Below are 15,550 nucleotides of genomic sequence, written 5' to 3' on the forward strand. Positions count from 1 at the left end.
AGACCTGGCCACGCAGTCTGCGAACGACACCAACAGCGCAGACGATCGTAAAGCGATCAACGCCGAGCTGGATGAACTGAACAAAGAGCTGGGCAATATCATGACCAACACCTCTTTCGGTGGCGATAAGATGTTTGGTGCAGGCGGCAAGCTGAGCGCCGACATGAACTTCCAGATTGGTGCCAGCACCGGGGAAGGCATGACGGTGAATCTGGGTACGCAGTTGACCGGTGTATCTGGTGGTATGGGCGGTATTACTACGGCTATCACCACGCTGAGCGGTACCGGGAACGCGGCCAACGCCAAGGCACTGATGACCTCTCTGGAAACGGGTCTGAAAGCTGTGGGCGAAATGCGTTCCGGGCTGGGGGCGAACATCAACCGTCTGGGCCACACCGCCGCGAACCTGGCCAACATGAAAGATAACACCGAGCTGGCGCTGGGCAACATTCAGGATGCCGACTTCGCAAGCGAAGCGTCTTCCATGACCCGCAACCAGATGCTGGCGCAGACCAGCATGTCGATGCTGAAGCAGTCCAACAGCATGTCCGGCATGGTGATGTCTCTGCTGGGCTAAGGCTTGCGAGATGGCAAAAAAACACCGCTTTAGGGCGGTGTTTTTGTATCTGAAGACCGCGCAACGGTTTCCTCCTGTGCGGAAATACACTTTCCCCTTATCAATTAATTTATTGATTTTATTGATATAAAAAACTGGCACGGTACTTGCTAACGTAATGGCATATTACGTTCGGCTAGCCCTACGTGCCCGCATTCCCGGAGATAAAAAATGTCTGATTTGACCAGCCTGGATCCTCAAAACCTGGCCACGCAGCTTGCGGGCTATGACATCGCCGCCATGCAGACGGCGCTGAAAAAACAGACCAGCTCTCTGACCGCCCAAAAAGCCGCATTAACGGCGTTACGTACCGCAATGAGTGATTTCCGCACGGCGTTGACCGGGCTGAACAAAACCGACAGCGGCATGCTGCAAAACGTGGCGACGACCAACGTTGAAGGCGTAGCTACCGTAACGGCGGGAAGCAAAGCTCAGAAGGGGACTTACAACCTGTTTGTTGAGCAGCTGGCGTCCGCCCACCAGATTGCGTTCGATGACATGACCGACGAGTCGATCAAGAACGCGACCGGCACGATGACTATCACCATTAACGGCAAGTCGATGGACGTTGAGATGGACGGTCTGGAGTCGATGTCTGACCTGACCAAAAAGATCAATACCAATAGCGATAAAGATGCGCCAGGGGTAACCGCCTCCCTGATTCGCACCGACGGTAAAGTCAGCCTGATGCTGAGCAGCGATGAAAGTGGGGCCGACAATATCGTTGAGCTGGATACCAGCAAAATGGACGCCGCCAGCGCGCAAAAGTTTAGCGTGTCGGAAACGATAACCAGCGCGCAAAACGCAAAGTTCAGGCTCGGTGAGAGCGGCAAAGTCTATGAAAGCAGTTCAAATACTCTCGATAAGCTTATCGACGGCGTCACCATTGAGCTGACGAAGGCGCAAAAAACCGGCGATGAGCCGCTGCGCATTAATATCGGCGTGGACAACACCGCAACCAAAGAGCAGATGCAGAGCTTTGTGGATGCGTTTAATACCTTGAAAACCGAACTCGGCAAGCTGACCAACAGCGGCAGCGACGGGAAAGATCGCGGCGCGTTTGCCGGCGATGCCGGGATTGCCTCGCTGGAAAGGGATCTGAATAACCTGCTGCGCCAGACCTTCGGCGACAAAAATATGACCGACTACGGCATTACCGCCGGCCGGGACGGCAATTTATCTATCGACAGCACCAAGCTCGACAAGGCCCTGCAGAACGATCCTCAAGGGCTGAACGATCTGTTCAACGGCAACAACGGGCTGATTAAGAGCATGGATAAGTCGCTGGATAAATACCTCAATACCTCTAACGGGCTGCTGAAAGGACGACAGGAAACTCTGGATCGCCAGCAGTCAGAAATTGACACCAAAACCGACAAGATTCAGACGCGCTATGAAACCTCTTATAACCGCTATCTGAAACAGTTCACCCAGCTGCAGTCCATTATGACGCAGATGAGTAACACCATGAGTATGTTTGGCCTGGCCTAAGGGAGAGTCAGTTATGTATGGAAATGAGCAGGAGGCCCTCGGCCAGTATCAGCAGTCCGATCTGGCCATTCAGGCCGCAGCGGCAAGTCCACATCAGCTGGTGCTGATGCTGTTTAACGGCCTGATGGACGAGCTGGTTCGCGCCAGGAGCCACATTGCCGCTTGCCGCTACGAGCGCAAAGTGCAGAGCATCAATAAATGTATCGATATTCTCAACGCGCTCACCAGCGCGCTGGATTATGAAAAAGGCGGCGATTTGGCGTTAAGCCTCGCCAATCTTTACGACTATTGCGTGTATCGCCTGTATGACGCGAGCCACAAGCTTTCCGTTGAGTACATTGACGAGGTGGAAAAGATCCTCGGCAACCTGCAGGACGGGTGGCAAAAAATGGGCCAGCAGCATGGATGATATTCAGGTCATCCACTTTCTGACGCGTGCGCTGGAGGTGGCGGCAGAAAACGAAAACTGGTCGCAGGTGCAGGAAGTGGACAAGCAAATTGCCTCGTTTCTGGCCTCTTTAGCGCGTAACCCGCTGAGCGATGAGAAGCGGGTTGCGCTGGAGGCGCTGCGCCGTATGCATCGCAAAGTGAATGACAAGTGCCGCCTGAAAAGCGAAGAGCTTGAGCGAAAAATGGCGCTACAGCGTCGCAATCAGGAAGGCATTGCTGCCTATGCGGCCTTTATGGATGAGGGGGACATTCGATGATGAATATCAGTTCTGCCTCCATCTTGCTGCACGACGCGCCGGTAACAACCGTCTCAGGGGTTATGCCAGGCGTAGAAGGCGTTGCTACTCCGCAGGGCATCACTACAGCTGCTTCCGGTTTGCAGGCTGCGGTATCCGCACCACCGCTCTTTACGCAGGCATTACTCAACGTGCTGCAAGCCGTGCCGGCAGGTGAGGCTGGGCTGGAAACCGTCGATGCGGATAACGCCGTGATGGAAGAAGAAACTGCTGACACCACGGTAAGCGTGGACGCGCCCGTAGCGCTTCTCCAGCAAATTCTTGATGGGCTGCTTACGGTGAATGCAGCTTCTGCCGCGCCGGCTAATCCTGTCGCTAACGCGGTGGCGGATGCCGTTAATCCAGCACGGCCGGGCGGTGCGCAGCCTTCTCTCGCGGGCCTGCACGGCGTGAGAGCACCGGTCCAACAACCTGCTTCAACGCTGGCCGAGGCCGGTACGTTACCGCTTATGCAGCCGGTGACGTTAAAAAGCACGGAGTCTGTCGCCGTTCAGCCAATGTTAAACATGGGCGAAAACGTGGCTATCTCCACGGCACGTCCGTCGGTTCAGCCTGGCGCTATGGGGAAAGAAACGCCGTCCATGTCGCCAACCGTCAAGCTGGATCCTGAACCTTCGCGCTGGGCTCAACAGCTTCAGTCTGCCCTGGGCGAGCGTTTACAGGTACAGGTTAAGGACCAGATTCAGCACGCGACTATCCGTCTCGACCCGCCGGAAATGGGCAAGATAGACATTGCCGTGCAGATCGAAAATGGCCGCGTGCAGGTCACGATTAATGCCAGCCAGGGGGAGGTTTACCGCGCGCTTCAGCAGGTCAGTAACGACTTACGTCAGAGCCTGACCGAGCAGAATTTTGTGCAGGTGAACGTCCAGGTTTCCTCTCAAAATGGACAGCGCGATGGCCAGCATCAATCGGCGCCACAGAAGCAGCCACAGGATGTTATGGCTGCCGTAAGCATTGAGGCGGATGCGAGCGCGCGCCGTGAAGATGCCTCCGTTCTACTGACCGTTTAAACACAGAAGATTATGACAATAAAAACTTTTTCTCTGGGGCTGCTCATTGCCCTTATTGCGGCCGCGTTTGCGGCGGTTTTGACCATAGTGGGTACTCACGTGCTGACCAAAGAGGACGGGGCAAGCGGCATGCTGACCTCGTTGTTCAGCTCTTCGGATGTAAAGCACGTTGAGTTTGTGGAAATCAAAAATGTGGTTATCACCCTGCAAAGCAACGGCAGCAAAGAGCGTTACCTGCTGCTTGAACTGGCGTTAGCGGCGGATGAGCCTCGCGACGTCCAGTTGATCAACGATATGTCCCCCGCGATACGCGGTGCGACGGTAAGCCTGCTGTCCGATATGGGCTACGAAACGGTGCGCGGTATGAGCGTTTCTGATCTTAAGAAAAGGCTTATGACGGCCTATACCGAGCGCTTTAAAAGCCTCAACAGCAAGATACCGTTCCGGGATGTGATCATCAGCAAGATGGTCTTTCAGTAAGTCACCACGGCGGTAAGAGAAATGATGGATTTTATTGCTGACGAGGCCCTGACGCCTGCGGAAGAGTCACGTTATGTGAATGCTTACTTACCGCTGGTGCATCGGGTTGTGAAGCAGCTTTCTTATCAGGCAAGCAGCGTGATGGACAGGGAAGATATGGAGCAAATTGCCCTGATGGGTCTGCTCACGTCTTTGCGTCGTTACGGTCATCCTGATGAACAGTTTGGGGCTTATGCCGTGCACCGTATTCGGGGCGCGGTTCTTGATGAGCTGCGTCAGCTTGACTGGCGTCCTCGCCGCCTGCGGCAAAAGACCCACAAGCTGAATGATGCCATCCGCGAGATAGCCCGCGAGCTGGGTCGTCCGCCTGGCTTTGTTGACCTTGCCGGGCGGCTGGAGATTACCGCCGAAGAGTATCAGGAGTATCTGCTGCTGGACTGCGCGAAGTCGATGGACAGCCTTGATGAGATTCTCAGTAGCGAAACGCATTCCGTCTCGCTGAATGGCCGGGATTTAGAAGAAGAAGTGATGGTGAGCCGAACGTTGAAAACCGCGCTGGCAAGCCTTGATGAACGTGAGCAAATGATTTTGACGCTGTACTACCAGCATGAAATGAGCCTGAAAGAGATAGCGCTGGTGCTGGGGCTGACGGAGGCACGTATCTGTCAGCTGAATAAAAAAATAGCGCAAAAAGTTGAGCAGTTTTTTTAGTGGTTTTTTGAGAAGTGGAAACTCATGCAAAAATTATTAGGTTTAGTGATCATTTTCGTCTGTGTCGTCGGCGGTTTTCTTATGTCAGGCGGGCGACTGGCTTCGTTCTGGCAGCCCGGTGAAATTATCATCATTTTGGGCGCAGGGTTTGGCGCTCTGGTGCTGGCTAACCCCAAACCTGTGCTGGCAGAAATGTACCGCCAGTTTCGCGGCGTGATGCGCAAAAACGAGCACACCGACGAATACCAGCGCCAGCTGCTGATGCTGCTGTTTGAGCTGCTTGAGCTGGTTCAGGACGGTGGACTTAAGGTGCTGGATGAGCACATTGAGGTCCCTGAGAGCAGCCCGCTGTTCCAAAAGTACCCGCTTATCCTGCGTGACAAAGCGCTGATCACCTTTATCTCGGATAACTTCCGCCTGATGGCGATGGGCAAAATTAACGAACACGAGCTTGAAGGGATCCTCGAGCAGGAGCTGGTGGCGATGGAAGAGGATCTGTTGCTGCCGTCGCGTTCGCTGCAGCGAATTGCTGAAGCGATGCCTGGATTCGGTATTTGTGCCGCGGTGCTTGGGATAATCATCACCATGCAGTCTATCGACGGCTCCATTGCCGTTATCGGGGTGAAGGTAGCGGCCGCGCTGGTGGGCACCTTCCTTGGGGTCTTCTTCTGTTACTGCCTGATGGATCCGATGGCTAACGCCATGGAGCAGCGTACTAAAAAACAGATGGCCGTGCTGGAGTGTGTGCGTACCGTGCTGGTGAATCACGTTGCCGGTAAACCGACGCTGCTAGCGGTAGATGCCGGGCGCAAAATGCTGCCGATGGACTCTAAGCCGACCTTTGCCACGCTGGACGGCTGGGTGAACCAGATGACGGGTGATGCGTAATGCGAGGTCACGGCAAAGGGCATACCACAATTATCAAACGCGCCTCGCGCAAAGGCCATGACGCGGTTCATGGCGGCGCGTGGAAGGTTGCGTTTGCCGACTTCACCCTCGCAATGATGGCGCTGTTTATGGTGCTGTGGATCATGGGGGCGGTCACCGAAGAAGAGCGTAAGGAGATTGTCTCTTTGCTTAACAGCGACTCGCTGTTTGAGGGCATGTCCGCCACGCCGATTACCCAGCCAGACGGCTCCGGCGGCAGCGTAACCATTCTGGCGGGCAAACCGAAGTCGAGTGATGCCAGCAGCGACATCAAGCAGGATGTTGCTGCCCTGCAGGCGTTAACCCAGCAGGCGAGTAAGGGAGAGAGCCTGAAAGACGTCAACCGCCGTTCGGAGCAGGAGATTGAGGATCTGGCTCGGGTTATCATGAAAATCACCTCCGCCTATGACGCCCAGTCCAACCTACAAATTGAAATTGTTCCGCAGGGGCTGCGTATCCTGGTTCAGGATGACCAAAAGCGGGAAATGTTCCAGCGCAGCAGCGCCATTCTGACGCCCTTTTTTAACCGCCTGCTGACGGAGTTTGCGACGGCGCTGAACTCTATCGACAACAAAATCATTATCACCGGGCATACCGATGCCACGCGTTTCCGCGACCAGGAGCTCTATAACAACTGGAATCTGTCCGGCGAACGCGCGATGCAGGCGCGCAAAGCGCTGACCAGGGGCGGGCTGGATAACGGGAAAGTGCTGCAGGTTAGCGGCATGGCAGACCAGATGTTGCTCGATCCTGAACATCCGCTCAGCTCGGCCAACCGCCGCATCGAGATCATGGTTTTGACCCATTCCGCGAGCGCTTCGCTGTACCAGTTCTTTGGTCAGCACGGCGAAAAAGTTCTTAAGCCGCTGGCCGAGCGCGTGGCGCAACAGCCGTCCCCGGCACGATAAGTTTTCAGGTATTTGATTTGCTGATTTTGATTTCCACCTCAATTGTCTCCACTTTACCGCCTGCGTCCGAACTCTCCCGACGCATGGCGGGATTTTTTTTTCTGCTGCTATTCGTCCTTTTCTCTTCTTCGGTCTGCGCCTCGCCCGGCAAGAAGCCTAAGCCTGTACAGAAGCCAATGCAGGCCGTGCAGCAGCAGAGTAAAGAATCCCGCGAACGGATGAAAAACCGTATGAGGCTGCTGAGCAGCGCTAAAAAGCGCCTTGCGCTTGTGCCGCCTACACCCGAACAGAAAAAACGGCAGGCTGCCGAAAAGCTGGCCGCTCGCGCCTTGAATCGTGAGCAGCTCGCCATGCATACCCGTTGGCGTCCTGGAATGATGGGCGGCTCTGAAGGCCTGTGGCCGCTGGCGACCGAGGCGCTGATGGCCGAGATGACGAGTCCTCGCGTGGAAGCTACTGTTCACAAGGTTATTCAGCGGCTCAAACTACAGTTGGGTAAACCCTATGTCTGGGGCGGGCAGACGCCGGACCAGGGCTTTGACTGCAGCGGGCTGATTTATTACGCCTATAACAAGCTGCTAAGCCAGAAGCTCCCGCGCACCGCCAACGGCATGTTCCAGGATCAAAGATTAAAGCGCATCAACCAACGCCAGCTTCAGCGCGGCGATCTGGTATTTTTCAGTATCAAAAGTCAGGATCGGGCGGATCACGTCGGGGTTTATCTTGGCGACGGGCAGTTTATTGAGGCGCCAAGAACCGGGTTGAATATCCGTATTAGCCAGCTGACGGACAATTACTGGCAGGATCATTTCCTGGGGGCGAAGCGGATTCTGATCGAGGAGGCGATTCTCTGAGGTTTGAGGGGGCGCTGGGATCTGTTTTTTATCATATTTGTCCGCGATTATGTAGGAGCCGCGCATATTCCGTTCACTTCCAGTCCTGGGTCGGCTGAGATGCGTTCCCGATGATCGCTCTCTTTCGCTGCTCCCGGCAGCTCAACCCCGCCTGAGTTGGGTCATAGTCGGGGGCGATGAGAGCCGGGAACAAATCTTCCCCTCACCCCAGCCCTCTCCCCAAAGGGGAGAGGGGGAAAACAGACGATGGGGTACATTATTTATTCCCTCTCCCTTCCAGGGAGAGGGTTAGGGTGAGGGAAAAATATTAAGCCCAGCGCTTAATGATAATAGAGGTATTGATCCCCCCGAAGGCGAAGTTATTGCTCTGCAAATACTCGCAGTCAATCTGGCGTGCTTCACCCATGATGTAGTCCAGCGCGCCGCAGTGCTCGTCCGGTTTGCTCAGGTTGAGGGTAGGGGCGAACCAGCCTTCACGCATCATCTGCAGGCTCATCCAGGCCTCAAGCGCGCCGCAGGCACCCAGCGTGTGGCCGAAATAGCTTTTCAGCGAAGAAATCGGCACGTTGTCGCCATAGATTGCCGCCGTAGCCAGGCTCTCAGCAATATCGCCCCGGTCGGTCGCCGTGCCGTGAGCCGAGATATAACCCATATCCAGCGCGCTCAGCCCGGCCATTTTCAACGACTGTTCCATGCAGATTTGCATGGTTTCGCGCTGTGGCTGGGTGATGTGCGCGGCATCGCAGTTGGTGGCAAAGCCGACGATTTCACCGTAGATGGTCGCGCCGCGTGCTTTCGCATGCTCCAGCTCTTCCAGAATCAGCGTACCCGCGCCTTCGCCGATCACCAGGCCGTCGCGCTGCTGGTCGAAAGGTGAAGGTGTGGTTTTGGGCCGATCGTTGCGCTGGCTGGTGGCAAACAGGGTATCGAATACCGCGGCCTCGGAAGGGCAAAGCTCTTCTGCCCCGCCGGCAACCATCACCGTCTGATAGCCGTGACGAATGGCTTCCCACGCGTAGCCAATGGCCTGGCTGCCGGAAGTACAGGCGCTGGAGGTCGGGATCACTCGCCCACGCAGGCCAAAGAACAGCCCGGTATTCACGGCGGTGGTATGCGGCATCATCTGCACATAGGTGGTGCCGGTAATATTATTGGTGTGTTTTTCCGTCAGCATGGTGGCGAACTCGCTCACCGGGCCGGTACTGCCCGTCGACGATCCGTAGGCGATCCCAGTTTCGCCGTTGGTCAGCACGTTTTCACCGATTAATCCCGCCTGCTCCAGCGCCAGCTCGGTCGCGCGGGTGGACATCAGCGAAACCCGGCCCATGGCGCGAATGCGCTTGCGGGTGTAGTGTTCCGGCAGCGTAAAGTTGTCGATCGGCGCGCCGAGCAACGTATGCAGCCCGTCGTAAACCTGCCACTCGGGCATTTTGCGTACCGCATTTTCGTACGCCAGCAGCCTGGCGGAGACGCTCTGCCAGTCTTCACCAAAGGCGGTAACGCCGCCCATGCCCGTAATTACGACACGACGTGTCATAGCATCCCTCCGTTGATGGAAATAACCTGCCGGGTCACGTAGCCCGCAATATCAGACAGTAAATAACTGGCCAGCCCGGCGACTTCCTCTGCCTGGCCGGTGCGCTTCATGGGGATCATGGCCATCGCCTCTTTCAGCGCGGCCTCTTCCATTTCGATCATGCCGGTATCGATAAGGCCCGGCGCGATGCAGTTGACGGTGATTTTACGTTTCGCCAGCTCAATGGCCAGCGCTTTAGTGGCACCGATAATGCCCGCTTTCGCCGCGCTGTAGTTGACCTGGCCACGGTTGCCCATCACGCCTGACACGGAAGATAGCGTGACGATTCGGCCACCTTTTCGCGCGGAGATCATCGGCATAATGCACGGCTGGATAACGTTATAGAAGCTGTCCAGGTTGGTGTGGATAACCGAGTCCCAGTCTTCTTCACTGAGCGCAGGAAACGCCGCATCACGCGCGATACCCGCGTTATTCACCACGCCGTACCACGGGCCATGGGCCTCCATGTCCTGCTCCAGCACTTCGCGGCATTGCTCGCGGTTACCCACGTCAAAACAAAGCAGGCGTCCGGCTCCCCCGGCGGCGAGGATGTCGTCCAGGGTTTGCTGCGCCCCTGCGGCATCGCGATGGTAATGGACGCCGATAATAAACCCGTCGGCGGCAAGTTTGCGGGCGATGGCGCGGCCAATGCCTTTGCTGGCACCGGTAACCAGAACTGAACGGCTCATGCTGTAGATCCCTGATGAAAAAGCGTGGTTAATTCTTCTTTGGTAGGCTGGAAGGTGTTCACCCGGCCGGTTGCCAGCGTTTCCTCGCCCACGTTAATCGCGCATTCGAAGCTGCCGAAGCGCTCGTCCTGCATGAGTAGTTTGACCGTGACGATGAGTCTGGCATTGGCGGGCAGCAGGCCCGCCTGGCAGATGAGTTCACGCGCGCCTAACACCATGCCCAGGCTGATGCTGTCTTGCCCGCATTGTTTACGATGCCAGCCGGACCAGACGCCGACGGTCTGCGCCATCAGCTCCAGCGCATACCAGCCCGGCAGGTTTCCCTGCGCATCAATAAAGGGCCCCAGTACGCCGGATTCAGTCACCGTGACTTCGCAGGCTGCGGCGTCATCCGTCACGCTGATAACCTTTTCAAGCAGCAGCATCGGCGCGTCATGCGGCAGGTATTCCGTGGGGGATAAGTAGTGGCTCATGGCATTCTCCCTAGCAGAATACTGGCGTTGTTTCCGCCAAAGGCGAAAGAGTTTGAGAGGATAACCGGGCGCTCAAGCGGCCTCGTGCTGTCAATAATGCCGCAGGGCGGCAGGGCCGGATCGCGTGGGGAACGGCTGAAATCCTGCGGAGGCAGGGGCAAATCACGCTGCAAAATCAGCATCGCAATGGCCGCTTCGGTAATGCCCGCCGCCCCTAAAGTATGTCCCGTCAGGTGCTTGGTGGAGCTGCAGGGGATCTCCTCGCCAAACAGCGTGTGCATGACTTTGGATTCAACCTGATCGTTGAGCTGCGTGGCGGTGCCGTGCAGGTTGACGTAGCCGACGTCGCCCGGCGCCATTCCCGCGTCGGCAAGCGCCTGTCGAATGGCGCGAATAGCCCCTTCACCTTCCGGATGTGGGGCCGAAATATGGTGGGCATCGCTGGACTCACCGACGCCAAGCAGCGCGATAGGCTGCGGCGCTTTGGTCAGCAGCATTAACGCGGCGCCTTCGCCAATCGTGATGCCGTGGCGATTCCTGGCAAAGGGTTCACACAGCTCGGCAGAGAGCGACTCAAGGCTGTGGAAGCCGTTAACCGGCATGCGGCTTAGCGTGTCGGCGCCGCCAACGATAGCCACATCGGCAAGCCCGGCCTCAATCAAACGGCGGCCGCTGATAATTGCCCTGGCGCTGGAGGAGCAGGCCGTAGAGAGCGTAAACGCCGGGCCGTCCAGCCCCAGCCAGTGGCTCAGGAAGCGGGAAGGATCGCCCAGCTCCTGCTGCGGGTATTGCCAGCTGTGGTTCTCTCTATCGTTAAGCGTTTGGTTGACGTAAATATCGCCTTCATCGAGCCCGGAGGTGCTGGTGCCGAGGACCACGGCCACGCGGTCGTGACCAAACTTCTCTATCGCTTCATCGACCTGCGGCTGAATTTGCGCCAGCGCGGCCAGCAGCAGCTGGTTGTTGCGGGAACGGTGGGCGGCGAAGGTCTCCGGAATGGCCGGTAGCTCGCCGTCAACGCCACCCAAAACGGCCTCTGCCTGCCCCTGCAGCCAGCCGCTGCGTGACCGCATACCTGGCGCGTAGCCCTGAGCCAGATGGGCAGCGATGTCATCGAGGTTATTGCCCAGCGCGTTTATCATCCCGACGGCGGAAATATAAATCATCTCAGTCACCCAGATATTGAATGGTGATGTGGTACTTAAAGACATGTTGCTGAATGCTTATCGGCTCGCGCTGGCCCTTACGCATCAGGTAGGTGATTTCGGTCACTAGCTTGCCGCTGGCATTGCGTAGCTCGCGCTTATCGCCTTTGTCGGTGAGCGTCCAGCCTTTCGGCAACTGCGGCTGCCAGGCGGAAATCGGCCAGTGGCTGAGCATAACGTCGGCCAGGACCTGGCTTGCCGGGGGCAGCTGCGGGACGACGATAGACTGCTCGGTATGCAGCCCTTTCTCGTCGTAGGTGACAAGGAACAGGCGGATCCCTACCGAGGACAAACCGGCCAGCGTCAGCTTTCTATCGTCGGCGTTGAGCATCACCAAAAGCGACTGGGTTTTACCGTTAAAGCTGCCGGTTAGCAGCTGCTGCGAGTTCACCGTCGGAGAAATCCCCGGCGCCGGGAGCGTGACGCGGGCGCCAGGTTCCAGCCAGGCCTGTGGGCGACCTTGCTGGTCTTTTGGCGAGTGGCTACAGCCGGTCAGCACCAGCGTGGCGACAAGCGGCACGGCGTGCCAAAAGTTAAGCTTTATCATTTCTTCTTTTCCCTTTTTTAGCGGGCATAGCCAGCGGCGACAGCAGGAAGGCGGTAAAAATCCCGCTGACCAGTACGATGCCAAAACTGCTGATTGCCTGCGTGGCGCTAAAGACCAGCATGCCGAGCGTCAGTAAGGTGGTGACCATGGCCAGCGTGATGGCGAGCAGCGAGGTCAGCGGCGTGCCGCGCGGGTTGCTGAAAAACAGCGTGTAGTTAATGCCGATGCCGAGCACAAGGACCAGGGCCAGCAGCGAAAACAGGTTCACGGCGTGACCGCTCAGCGATAACACGGCCAGGCCGCAGCCCAGCGACAGAACGGATGGCACCAGGCTGATGATGCCTTTACGCCAGCCAAGACGGAGCATGGCCCCGCAGGCGATGACGGCTAATGCGACCAGCAGCAGGCCGGTCAGGATATGCCGGTAAAGCGCAAACAGTTCGTCGAAGGTGTCTTTCCGATCGACCCAGGCCACGCCCGGCTGTTGTGCCGCCAGTTCGCTCAAGGCTGCCGATTGCTTAACGCCATCAACCGGCACCAGCACGCCGCTTTCCCCTTTGTCCAGGGTTACCCACAGCAGGCGCCATCCTTCACTTGCCGGGCTTTTTAGCCAGTCGGCGACCGTAACTGACATGGGGCTAAGATCTGGCTTAACCACCTGTAGCCCGGCCTGCTGCAGAGCCTGCGCAACGGCTGGTGTAGCGCGCTGTAAAAGCGCTAAATCCTGCTGCTGACGAGCGAGCGAGTTGACGGGCAGGGTTCGATAACCGCTAATCAGGCCGCGACTTTTGGCCTGCTCCAGCGCGGGAGTAAACGCTTCAAGGCGTTCCAGCGTTTGCTGTGGCGTGCTGCCGTAGACCACAAACCATTTCTGGTCGACGCTTTGCCCGGTCAGCGCGGTAATGGTTTTCTCCTGAGCCAGCAGGTGCTGCGGCAGCGCCTGTAGCTGGGAGATATCGTCGTTGACTTTGAGCGTAGCGATACCGACGAGCGAGAAGAGCGCCAATGCAACCGGCAGCCCGACTGAGAGCTTTTTATTCCGACGCCAGGCCGCAAGCCAGCGCAGCAGCAGCACCATGGCCGGCACCGGGCGAACCGGCAGGCCACGGCAGAGCCAGGGGTGCCAGAAAATGACCGTAAAGCAGGAGGCGCTTAGCCCCACGGCGGCGAAGACCGCCATCTGGCGAATGCCGGGGAACGGGGCGAGCATCATGATCAGATAGGCTGCGACGGTGGTGAGCAGCGCCAGAAGCAGCGCGTGACGCACTTTCGCCAGGCTTTGCCAGGGCGTGACTTCGCCGCCGTGCACCATGCGCTCCGTCAGGTAGTAAAGCGTATAGTCGGCGGAGATACCGATGATGCTCATGCTCATCACCAGCGTCATCAGGTGCAATTCGCCGAAGATAAGCAGGGTGACAACGGTGCCCGCAAGCGCACCAATAGCGATGGAAATGACGCACAGCAGAAGCGGGCGCAGGGAACGGAAGACCGCCACAATCAGCAGCACCACGCCGAGCAGGGTGGCGACGCCAAGCGTGGAGATGTCTTTCTTCGCCTGCTGGCTGGCGTAATCGCTGTAAAACACCGTGCCGCGAGAGAGGACCTGCGCCTGCGGATAACGTTCGCTCAGTTGCTGTTTAAGCGAGTCGAGCGTGGTGACCAGGCCGTGCGTTTGCTGCATGTCAAAGGAGGAGCCCGCCAGCTCACCGTGCAGCAAATACCAATAATTACCCTGCTCGTCCTGAGTGACCAGCCAGCCGTCCATCAGCCGGAGGCGTTGGCCGTTTTTGGCCATCGCCAGCTGTGAGCCGCGCATCAGCATCAGCGGATCGTTTTGCAGCTCTTTCCCGCTGACGCCGGAAAAGGCGGAATAAAGCTGGGAGAGGATCCACTGCGCCTGGGCATCACCGCCGTTTTGCAGGCGTGCCCGCGTGTCGGCATCAAGCATGCCGTTGCGGTGTTGCCAGAAAAACGCGCCCCATTGCTGCTGGGCGGCGGCGTCCATCGGGCCTTTGACTTCGGCCAGCGCGTGCGAACCCTGGAGCAGACTGAGCCAGGCCTGCGCCACGCTCGGATCGGCTTTTTTACCCGGACTGACCAGCCAGACCAGCTGCTTGTCCAGGCGCTGCATAAAGCCGTCGTTCAGGGCTGGTGGAATTGCGCCCAGCGCCTGTTTTGGCAGCATAGCCAGCACGCTGCTGTTCATCCGTGAGCCGGGCAGCAGCGTAAGCAAAGCAGCCAGCATTATCAGGCAGACGATTCCCCACAGCACCGCGGGGGCTTTACGGTTACTGCGCGGCAAAGCGTTGGCGTTCGTCATCGGTGAGCTGAGCCGGAGTGAGTTTATGTTGAGAGAGCGCGATATCCGTGCGATCTCCCTGTTTATCATTGAGCTGGATGCTGTCCAGATACTGGCCGCCGGCCAGGTCGATGCTGGCGAAAATCTTGTCCAGCGGCGTGACGATCGGCGTCAGGCGCAGCGTCCAGCGGCCTTCGCCTTTGTCGACAAACGCCACGCGGAAGTTCTGCTCCAGCACTTTGCGGTCGGCCTGGAACAGCGCCCGCAGCAGGTGGTTAAACTGGAACATCTGCGGGTTATTTTCCGCGGTGATCGTCTGAGGCGGCTGGCCGTTAATGGCCTGAACCATGCGGGTATCGTCCAGCAGCAGCTTCATGGAGAAAGGGGTTGTCTGGTCCCACAGCAGGCCTTTATCTCTGGCAATCAGCATCTCGCCGGAGGATTTCAGCGGCTGCGGCAGATCTTTTATGGTACGCGTTTGCTCGAAGTGCGCGCGGACCACCGGCTGTTCGGTGAAGCGTTGTTGCAGGGCATCAAGCGTCAGGGCGTTGACGACGGGGCTGAGCAGCAGCGCCAGCACTGGCCAATATTTCATGGTTTGACTCCCATACGTTCAAATAAAATGTCCGGGCTGACGAAGCACAGTTCATGACTTTTTTCTTCAACCGCGACCTGAATGGTGTAGCCGCTGGTGGCGCGTTTTCCGGTTTCGGCATCGAAAATCTCATAGCCGATACGCAGGCGGTTTTCGTATTCCTCAATGCTTGCCCGAACGCGAATACGCTGCTCAAACGTCAGCGGATTACGGTACTTCACGCGGGTATCTACCACCGGCCATAAATAGCCGGACTCTTTCATCTGGCGGTAGCCGTAGTTGAACTGGTTCAGCAGGGCCTCACGGGCAATTTCGAAGTAGCGAAAATAGTTGCCGTGCCAGGCGACGCCCATCATGTCGACGTCATGAAAAGGGATAGTCAGTTCGACTTCTGCGGTAAAACGGGGATCGTTATTCACC

The 15,550-nt window shown here is 57.5% G+C and carries 18 protein-coding genes; 10 read left to right on the top strand and 8 right to left on the bottom strand.

The features are described from left to right. The 10 genes from ACE38U_RS15030 to ACE38U_RS15075 form a co-directional block, all read left to right on the top strand. Positions 1-577 (top strand): flagellin (locus ACE38U_RS15030; RefSeq protein WP_375530060.1); only part of this gene is annotated, 577 nt, incomplete at its 5' end. 210 nt (positions 578-787) lie between these two features. Beyond that, complete coding sequence (gene fliD / locus ACE38U_RS15035) at positions 788-2,107, top strand: flagellar filament capping protein FliD (protein ID WP_375530061.1); 1,320 nt, start codon at positions 788-790, stop codon at positions 2,105-2,107. Between the two features lie 13 nt (positions 2,108-2,120). Further along, positions 2,121-2,516 (top strand): flagellar export chaperone FliS, encoded by a 396-nt coding sequence (gene fliS, locus ACE38U_RS15040; protein ID WP_038474827.1) that lies wholly within the window; start codon positions 2,121-2,123, stop codon positions 2,514-2,516. After that, positions 2,509-2,814 carry a hypothetical protein gene (locus tag ACE38U_RS15045; RefSeq protein WP_038474825.1) on the top strand — a complete coding sequence of 102 codons (306 nt, stop codon included), beginning with the start codon at positions 2,509-2,511 and terminating at the stop codon, positions 2,812-2,814. Before fliS ends, ACE38U_RS15045 begins: the two co-directional genes overlap by 8 nt. Beyond that, positions 2,811-3,866, top strand: coding sequence for a flagellar hook-length control protein FliK (locus tag ACE38U_RS15050; protein WP_375530062.1), 1,056 nt, complete (start codon positions 2,811-2,813; stop codon positions 3,864-3,866). Before ACE38U_RS15045 ends, ACE38U_RS15050 begins: the two co-directional genes overlap by 4 nt. A gap of 12 nt (positions 3,867-3,878) precedes the next feature. After that, entirely contained in the window at positions 3,879-4,346 is a 468-nt protein-coding gene (locus ACE38U_RS15055; RefSeq protein ID WP_375530063.1) for a flagellar basal body-associated FliL family protein, read from the top strand. Positions 4,347-4,370: 24 nt separating this feature from the next. After that, positions 4,371-5,057 carry a FliA/WhiG family RNA polymerase sigma factor gene (locus tag ACE38U_RS15060; protein ID WP_038482853.1) on the top strand — a complete coding sequence of 229 codons (687 nt, stop codon included), beginning with the start codon at positions 4,371-4,373 and terminating at the stop codon, positions 5,055-5,057. Between the two features lie 24 nt (positions 5,058-5,081). Beyond that, the gene (motA, locus tag ACE38U_RS15065) at positions 5,082-5,945 is read left to right on the top strand and encodes a flagellar motor stator protein MotA (RefSeq protein ID WP_038474821.1); all 864 of its coding nucleotides are present in this window, start codon (positions 5,082-5,084) and stop codon (positions 5,943-5,945) included. Further along, complete coding sequence (lafU, locus tag ACE38U_RS15070) at positions 5,945-6,892, top strand: putative lateral flagellar export/assembly protein LafU (protein ID WP_038474819.1); 948 nt, start codon at positions 5,945-5,947, stop codon at positions 6,890-6,892. Before motA ends, lafU begins: the two co-directional genes overlap by 1 nt. 17 nt (positions 6,893-6,909) lie before the next feature. Beyond that, a complete protein-coding gene (locus ACE38U_RS15075; RefSeq protein WP_375530064.1) occupies positions 6,910-7,746 on the top strand; it encodes a C40 family peptidase in 837 nt (278 codons plus the stop codon). A 307-nt stretch (positions 7,747-8,053) separates the two neighbouring features. Here ACE38U_RS15075 and ACE38U_RS15080 read toward each other — a convergent pair whose 3' ends face one another. From ACE38U_RS15080 to ACE38U_RS15115, 8 genes are read right to left on the bottom strand one after another with little or no spacing between them, the layout of a single operon-like run. After that, entirely contained in the window at positions 8,054-9,283 is a 1,230-nt protein-coding gene (locus ACE38U_RS15080) for a beta-ketoacyl-ACP synthase (protein WP_038474815.1), read from the bottom strand. After that, positions 9,280-10,011 (bottom strand): 3-ketoacyl-ACP reductase FabG2, encoded by a 732-nt coding sequence (locus ACE38U_RS15085; protein ID WP_038474813.1) that lies wholly within the window; start codon positions 10,009-10,011, stop codon positions 9,280-9,282. Before ACE38U_RS15085 ends, ACE38U_RS15080 begins: the two co-directional genes overlap by 4 nt. After that, entirely contained in the window at positions 10,008-10,484 is a 477-nt protein-coding gene (locus ACE38U_RS15090; RefSeq protein WP_375530065.1) for a hotdog family protein, read from the bottom strand. The genes ACE38U_RS15085 and ACE38U_RS15090 overlap by 4 nt, the downstream gene beginning before the upstream one ends. Next, positions 10,481-11,650, bottom strand: a complete 1,170-nt coding sequence (locus ACE38U_RS15095) for a beta-ketoacyl-[acyl-carrier-protein] synthase family protein (RefSeq protein WP_375530066.1) — start codon at positions 11,648-11,650, stop codon at positions 10,481-10,483. The genes ACE38U_RS15090 and ACE38U_RS15095 overlap by 4 nt, the downstream gene beginning before the upstream one ends. A gap of 1 nt (position 11,651) precedes the next feature. Beyond that, positions 11,652-12,236, bottom strand: a complete 585-nt coding sequence (locus tag ACE38U_RS15100) for a DUF3261 domain-containing protein (protein WP_375530067.1) — start codon at positions 12,234-12,236, stop codon at positions 11,652-11,654. After that, positions 12,223-14,556 (bottom strand): MMPL family transporter, encoded by a 2,334-nt coding sequence (locus ACE38U_RS15105; protein WP_375530068.1) that lies wholly within the window; start codon positions 14,554-14,556, stop codon positions 12,223-12,225. Before ACE38U_RS15105 ends, ACE38U_RS15100 begins: the two co-directional genes overlap by 14 nt. Next, positions 14,525-15,130, bottom strand: coding sequence for an outer membrane lipoprotein carrier protein LolA (locus ACE38U_RS15110; protein WP_038474804.1), 606 nt, complete (start codon positions 15,128-15,130; stop codon positions 14,525-14,527). The genes ACE38U_RS15105 and ACE38U_RS15110 overlap by 32 nt, the downstream gene beginning before the upstream one ends. Then, positions 15,127-15,549 carry an acyl-CoA thioesterase gene (locus ACE38U_RS15115; RefSeq protein WP_038474802.1) on the bottom strand — a complete coding sequence of 141 codons (423 nt, stop codon included), beginning with the start codon at positions 15,547-15,549 and terminating at the stop codon, positions 15,127-15,129. The genes ACE38U_RS15110 and ACE38U_RS15115 overlap by 4 nt, the downstream gene beginning before the upstream one ends. Between the last annotated feature and the right edge of the window lies 1 nt (position 15,550).

Origin of the sequence: Cedecea selenatireducens (assembly GCF_042138895.1) — a bacterium.
Lineage (GTDB): Bacteria > Pseudomonadota > Gammaproteobacteria > Enterobacterales > Enterobacteriaceae > Cedecea > Cedecea selenatireducens.

Bases quoted from the DNA above. Each gene is read 5' to 3' on its own strand.
- fliD (WP_375530061.1), top strand. From the start codon at position 788: ATGTCTGATTTGACCAGCCTGGATCCTCAAAACCTGGCCACGCAGCTT.
- fliS (WP_038474827.1), top strand. From the start codon at position 2,121: ATGTATGGAAATGAGCAGGAGGCCCTCGGCCAGTATCAGCAGTCCGAT.
- ACE38U_RS15045 (WP_038474825.1), top strand. From the start codon at position 2,509: ATGGATGATATTCAGGTCATCCACTTTCTGACGCGTGCGCTGGAGGTG.
- ACE38U_RS15050 (WP_375530062.1), top strand. From the start codon at position 2,811: ATGATGAATATCAGTTCTGCCTCCATCTTGCTGCACGACGCGCCGGTA.
- ACE38U_RS15055 (WP_375530063.1), top strand. From the start codon at position 3,879: ATGACAATAAAAACTTTTTCTCTGGGGCTGCTCATTGCCCTTATTGCG.
- ACE38U_RS15060 (WP_038482853.1), top strand. From the start codon at position 4,371: ATGGATTTTATTGCTGACGAGGCCCTGACGCCTGCGGAAGAGTCACGT.
- motA (WP_038474821.1), top strand. From the start codon at position 5,082: ATGCAAAAATTATTAGGTTTAGTGATCATTTTCGTCTGTGTCGTCGGC.
- lafU (WP_038474819.1), top strand. From the start codon at position 5,945: ATGCGAGGTCACGGCAAAGGGCATACCACAATTATCAAACGCGCCTCG.
- ACE38U_RS15080 (WP_038474815.1), bottom strand. From the start codon at position 9,283: ATGACACGTCGTGTCGTAATTACGGGCATGGGCGGCGTTACCGCCTTT.
- ACE38U_RS15085 (WP_038474813.1), bottom strand. From the start codon at position 10,011: ATGAGCCGTTCAGTTCTGGTTACCGGTGCCAGCAAAGGCATTGGCCGC.
- ACE38U_RS15090 (WP_375530065.1), bottom strand. From the start codon at position 10,484: ATGAGCCACTACTTATCCCCCACGGAATACCTGCCGCATGACGCGCCG.
- ACE38U_RS15095 (WP_375530066.1), bottom strand. From the start codon at position 11,650: ATGATTTATATTTCCGCCGTCGGGATGATAAACGCGCTGGGCAATAAC.
- ACE38U_RS15100 (WP_375530067.1), bottom strand. From the start codon at position 12,236: ATGATAAAGCTTAACTTTTGGCACGCCGTGCCGCTTGTCGCCACGCTG.
- ACE38U_RS15105 (WP_375530068.1), bottom strand. From the start codon at position 14,556: ATGACGAACGCCAACGCTTTGCCGCGCAGTAACCGTAAAGCCCCCGCG.
- ACE38U_RS15110 (WP_038474804.1), bottom strand. From the start codon at position 15,130: ATGAAATATTGGCCAGTGCTGGCGCTGCTGCTCAGCCCCGTCGTCAAC.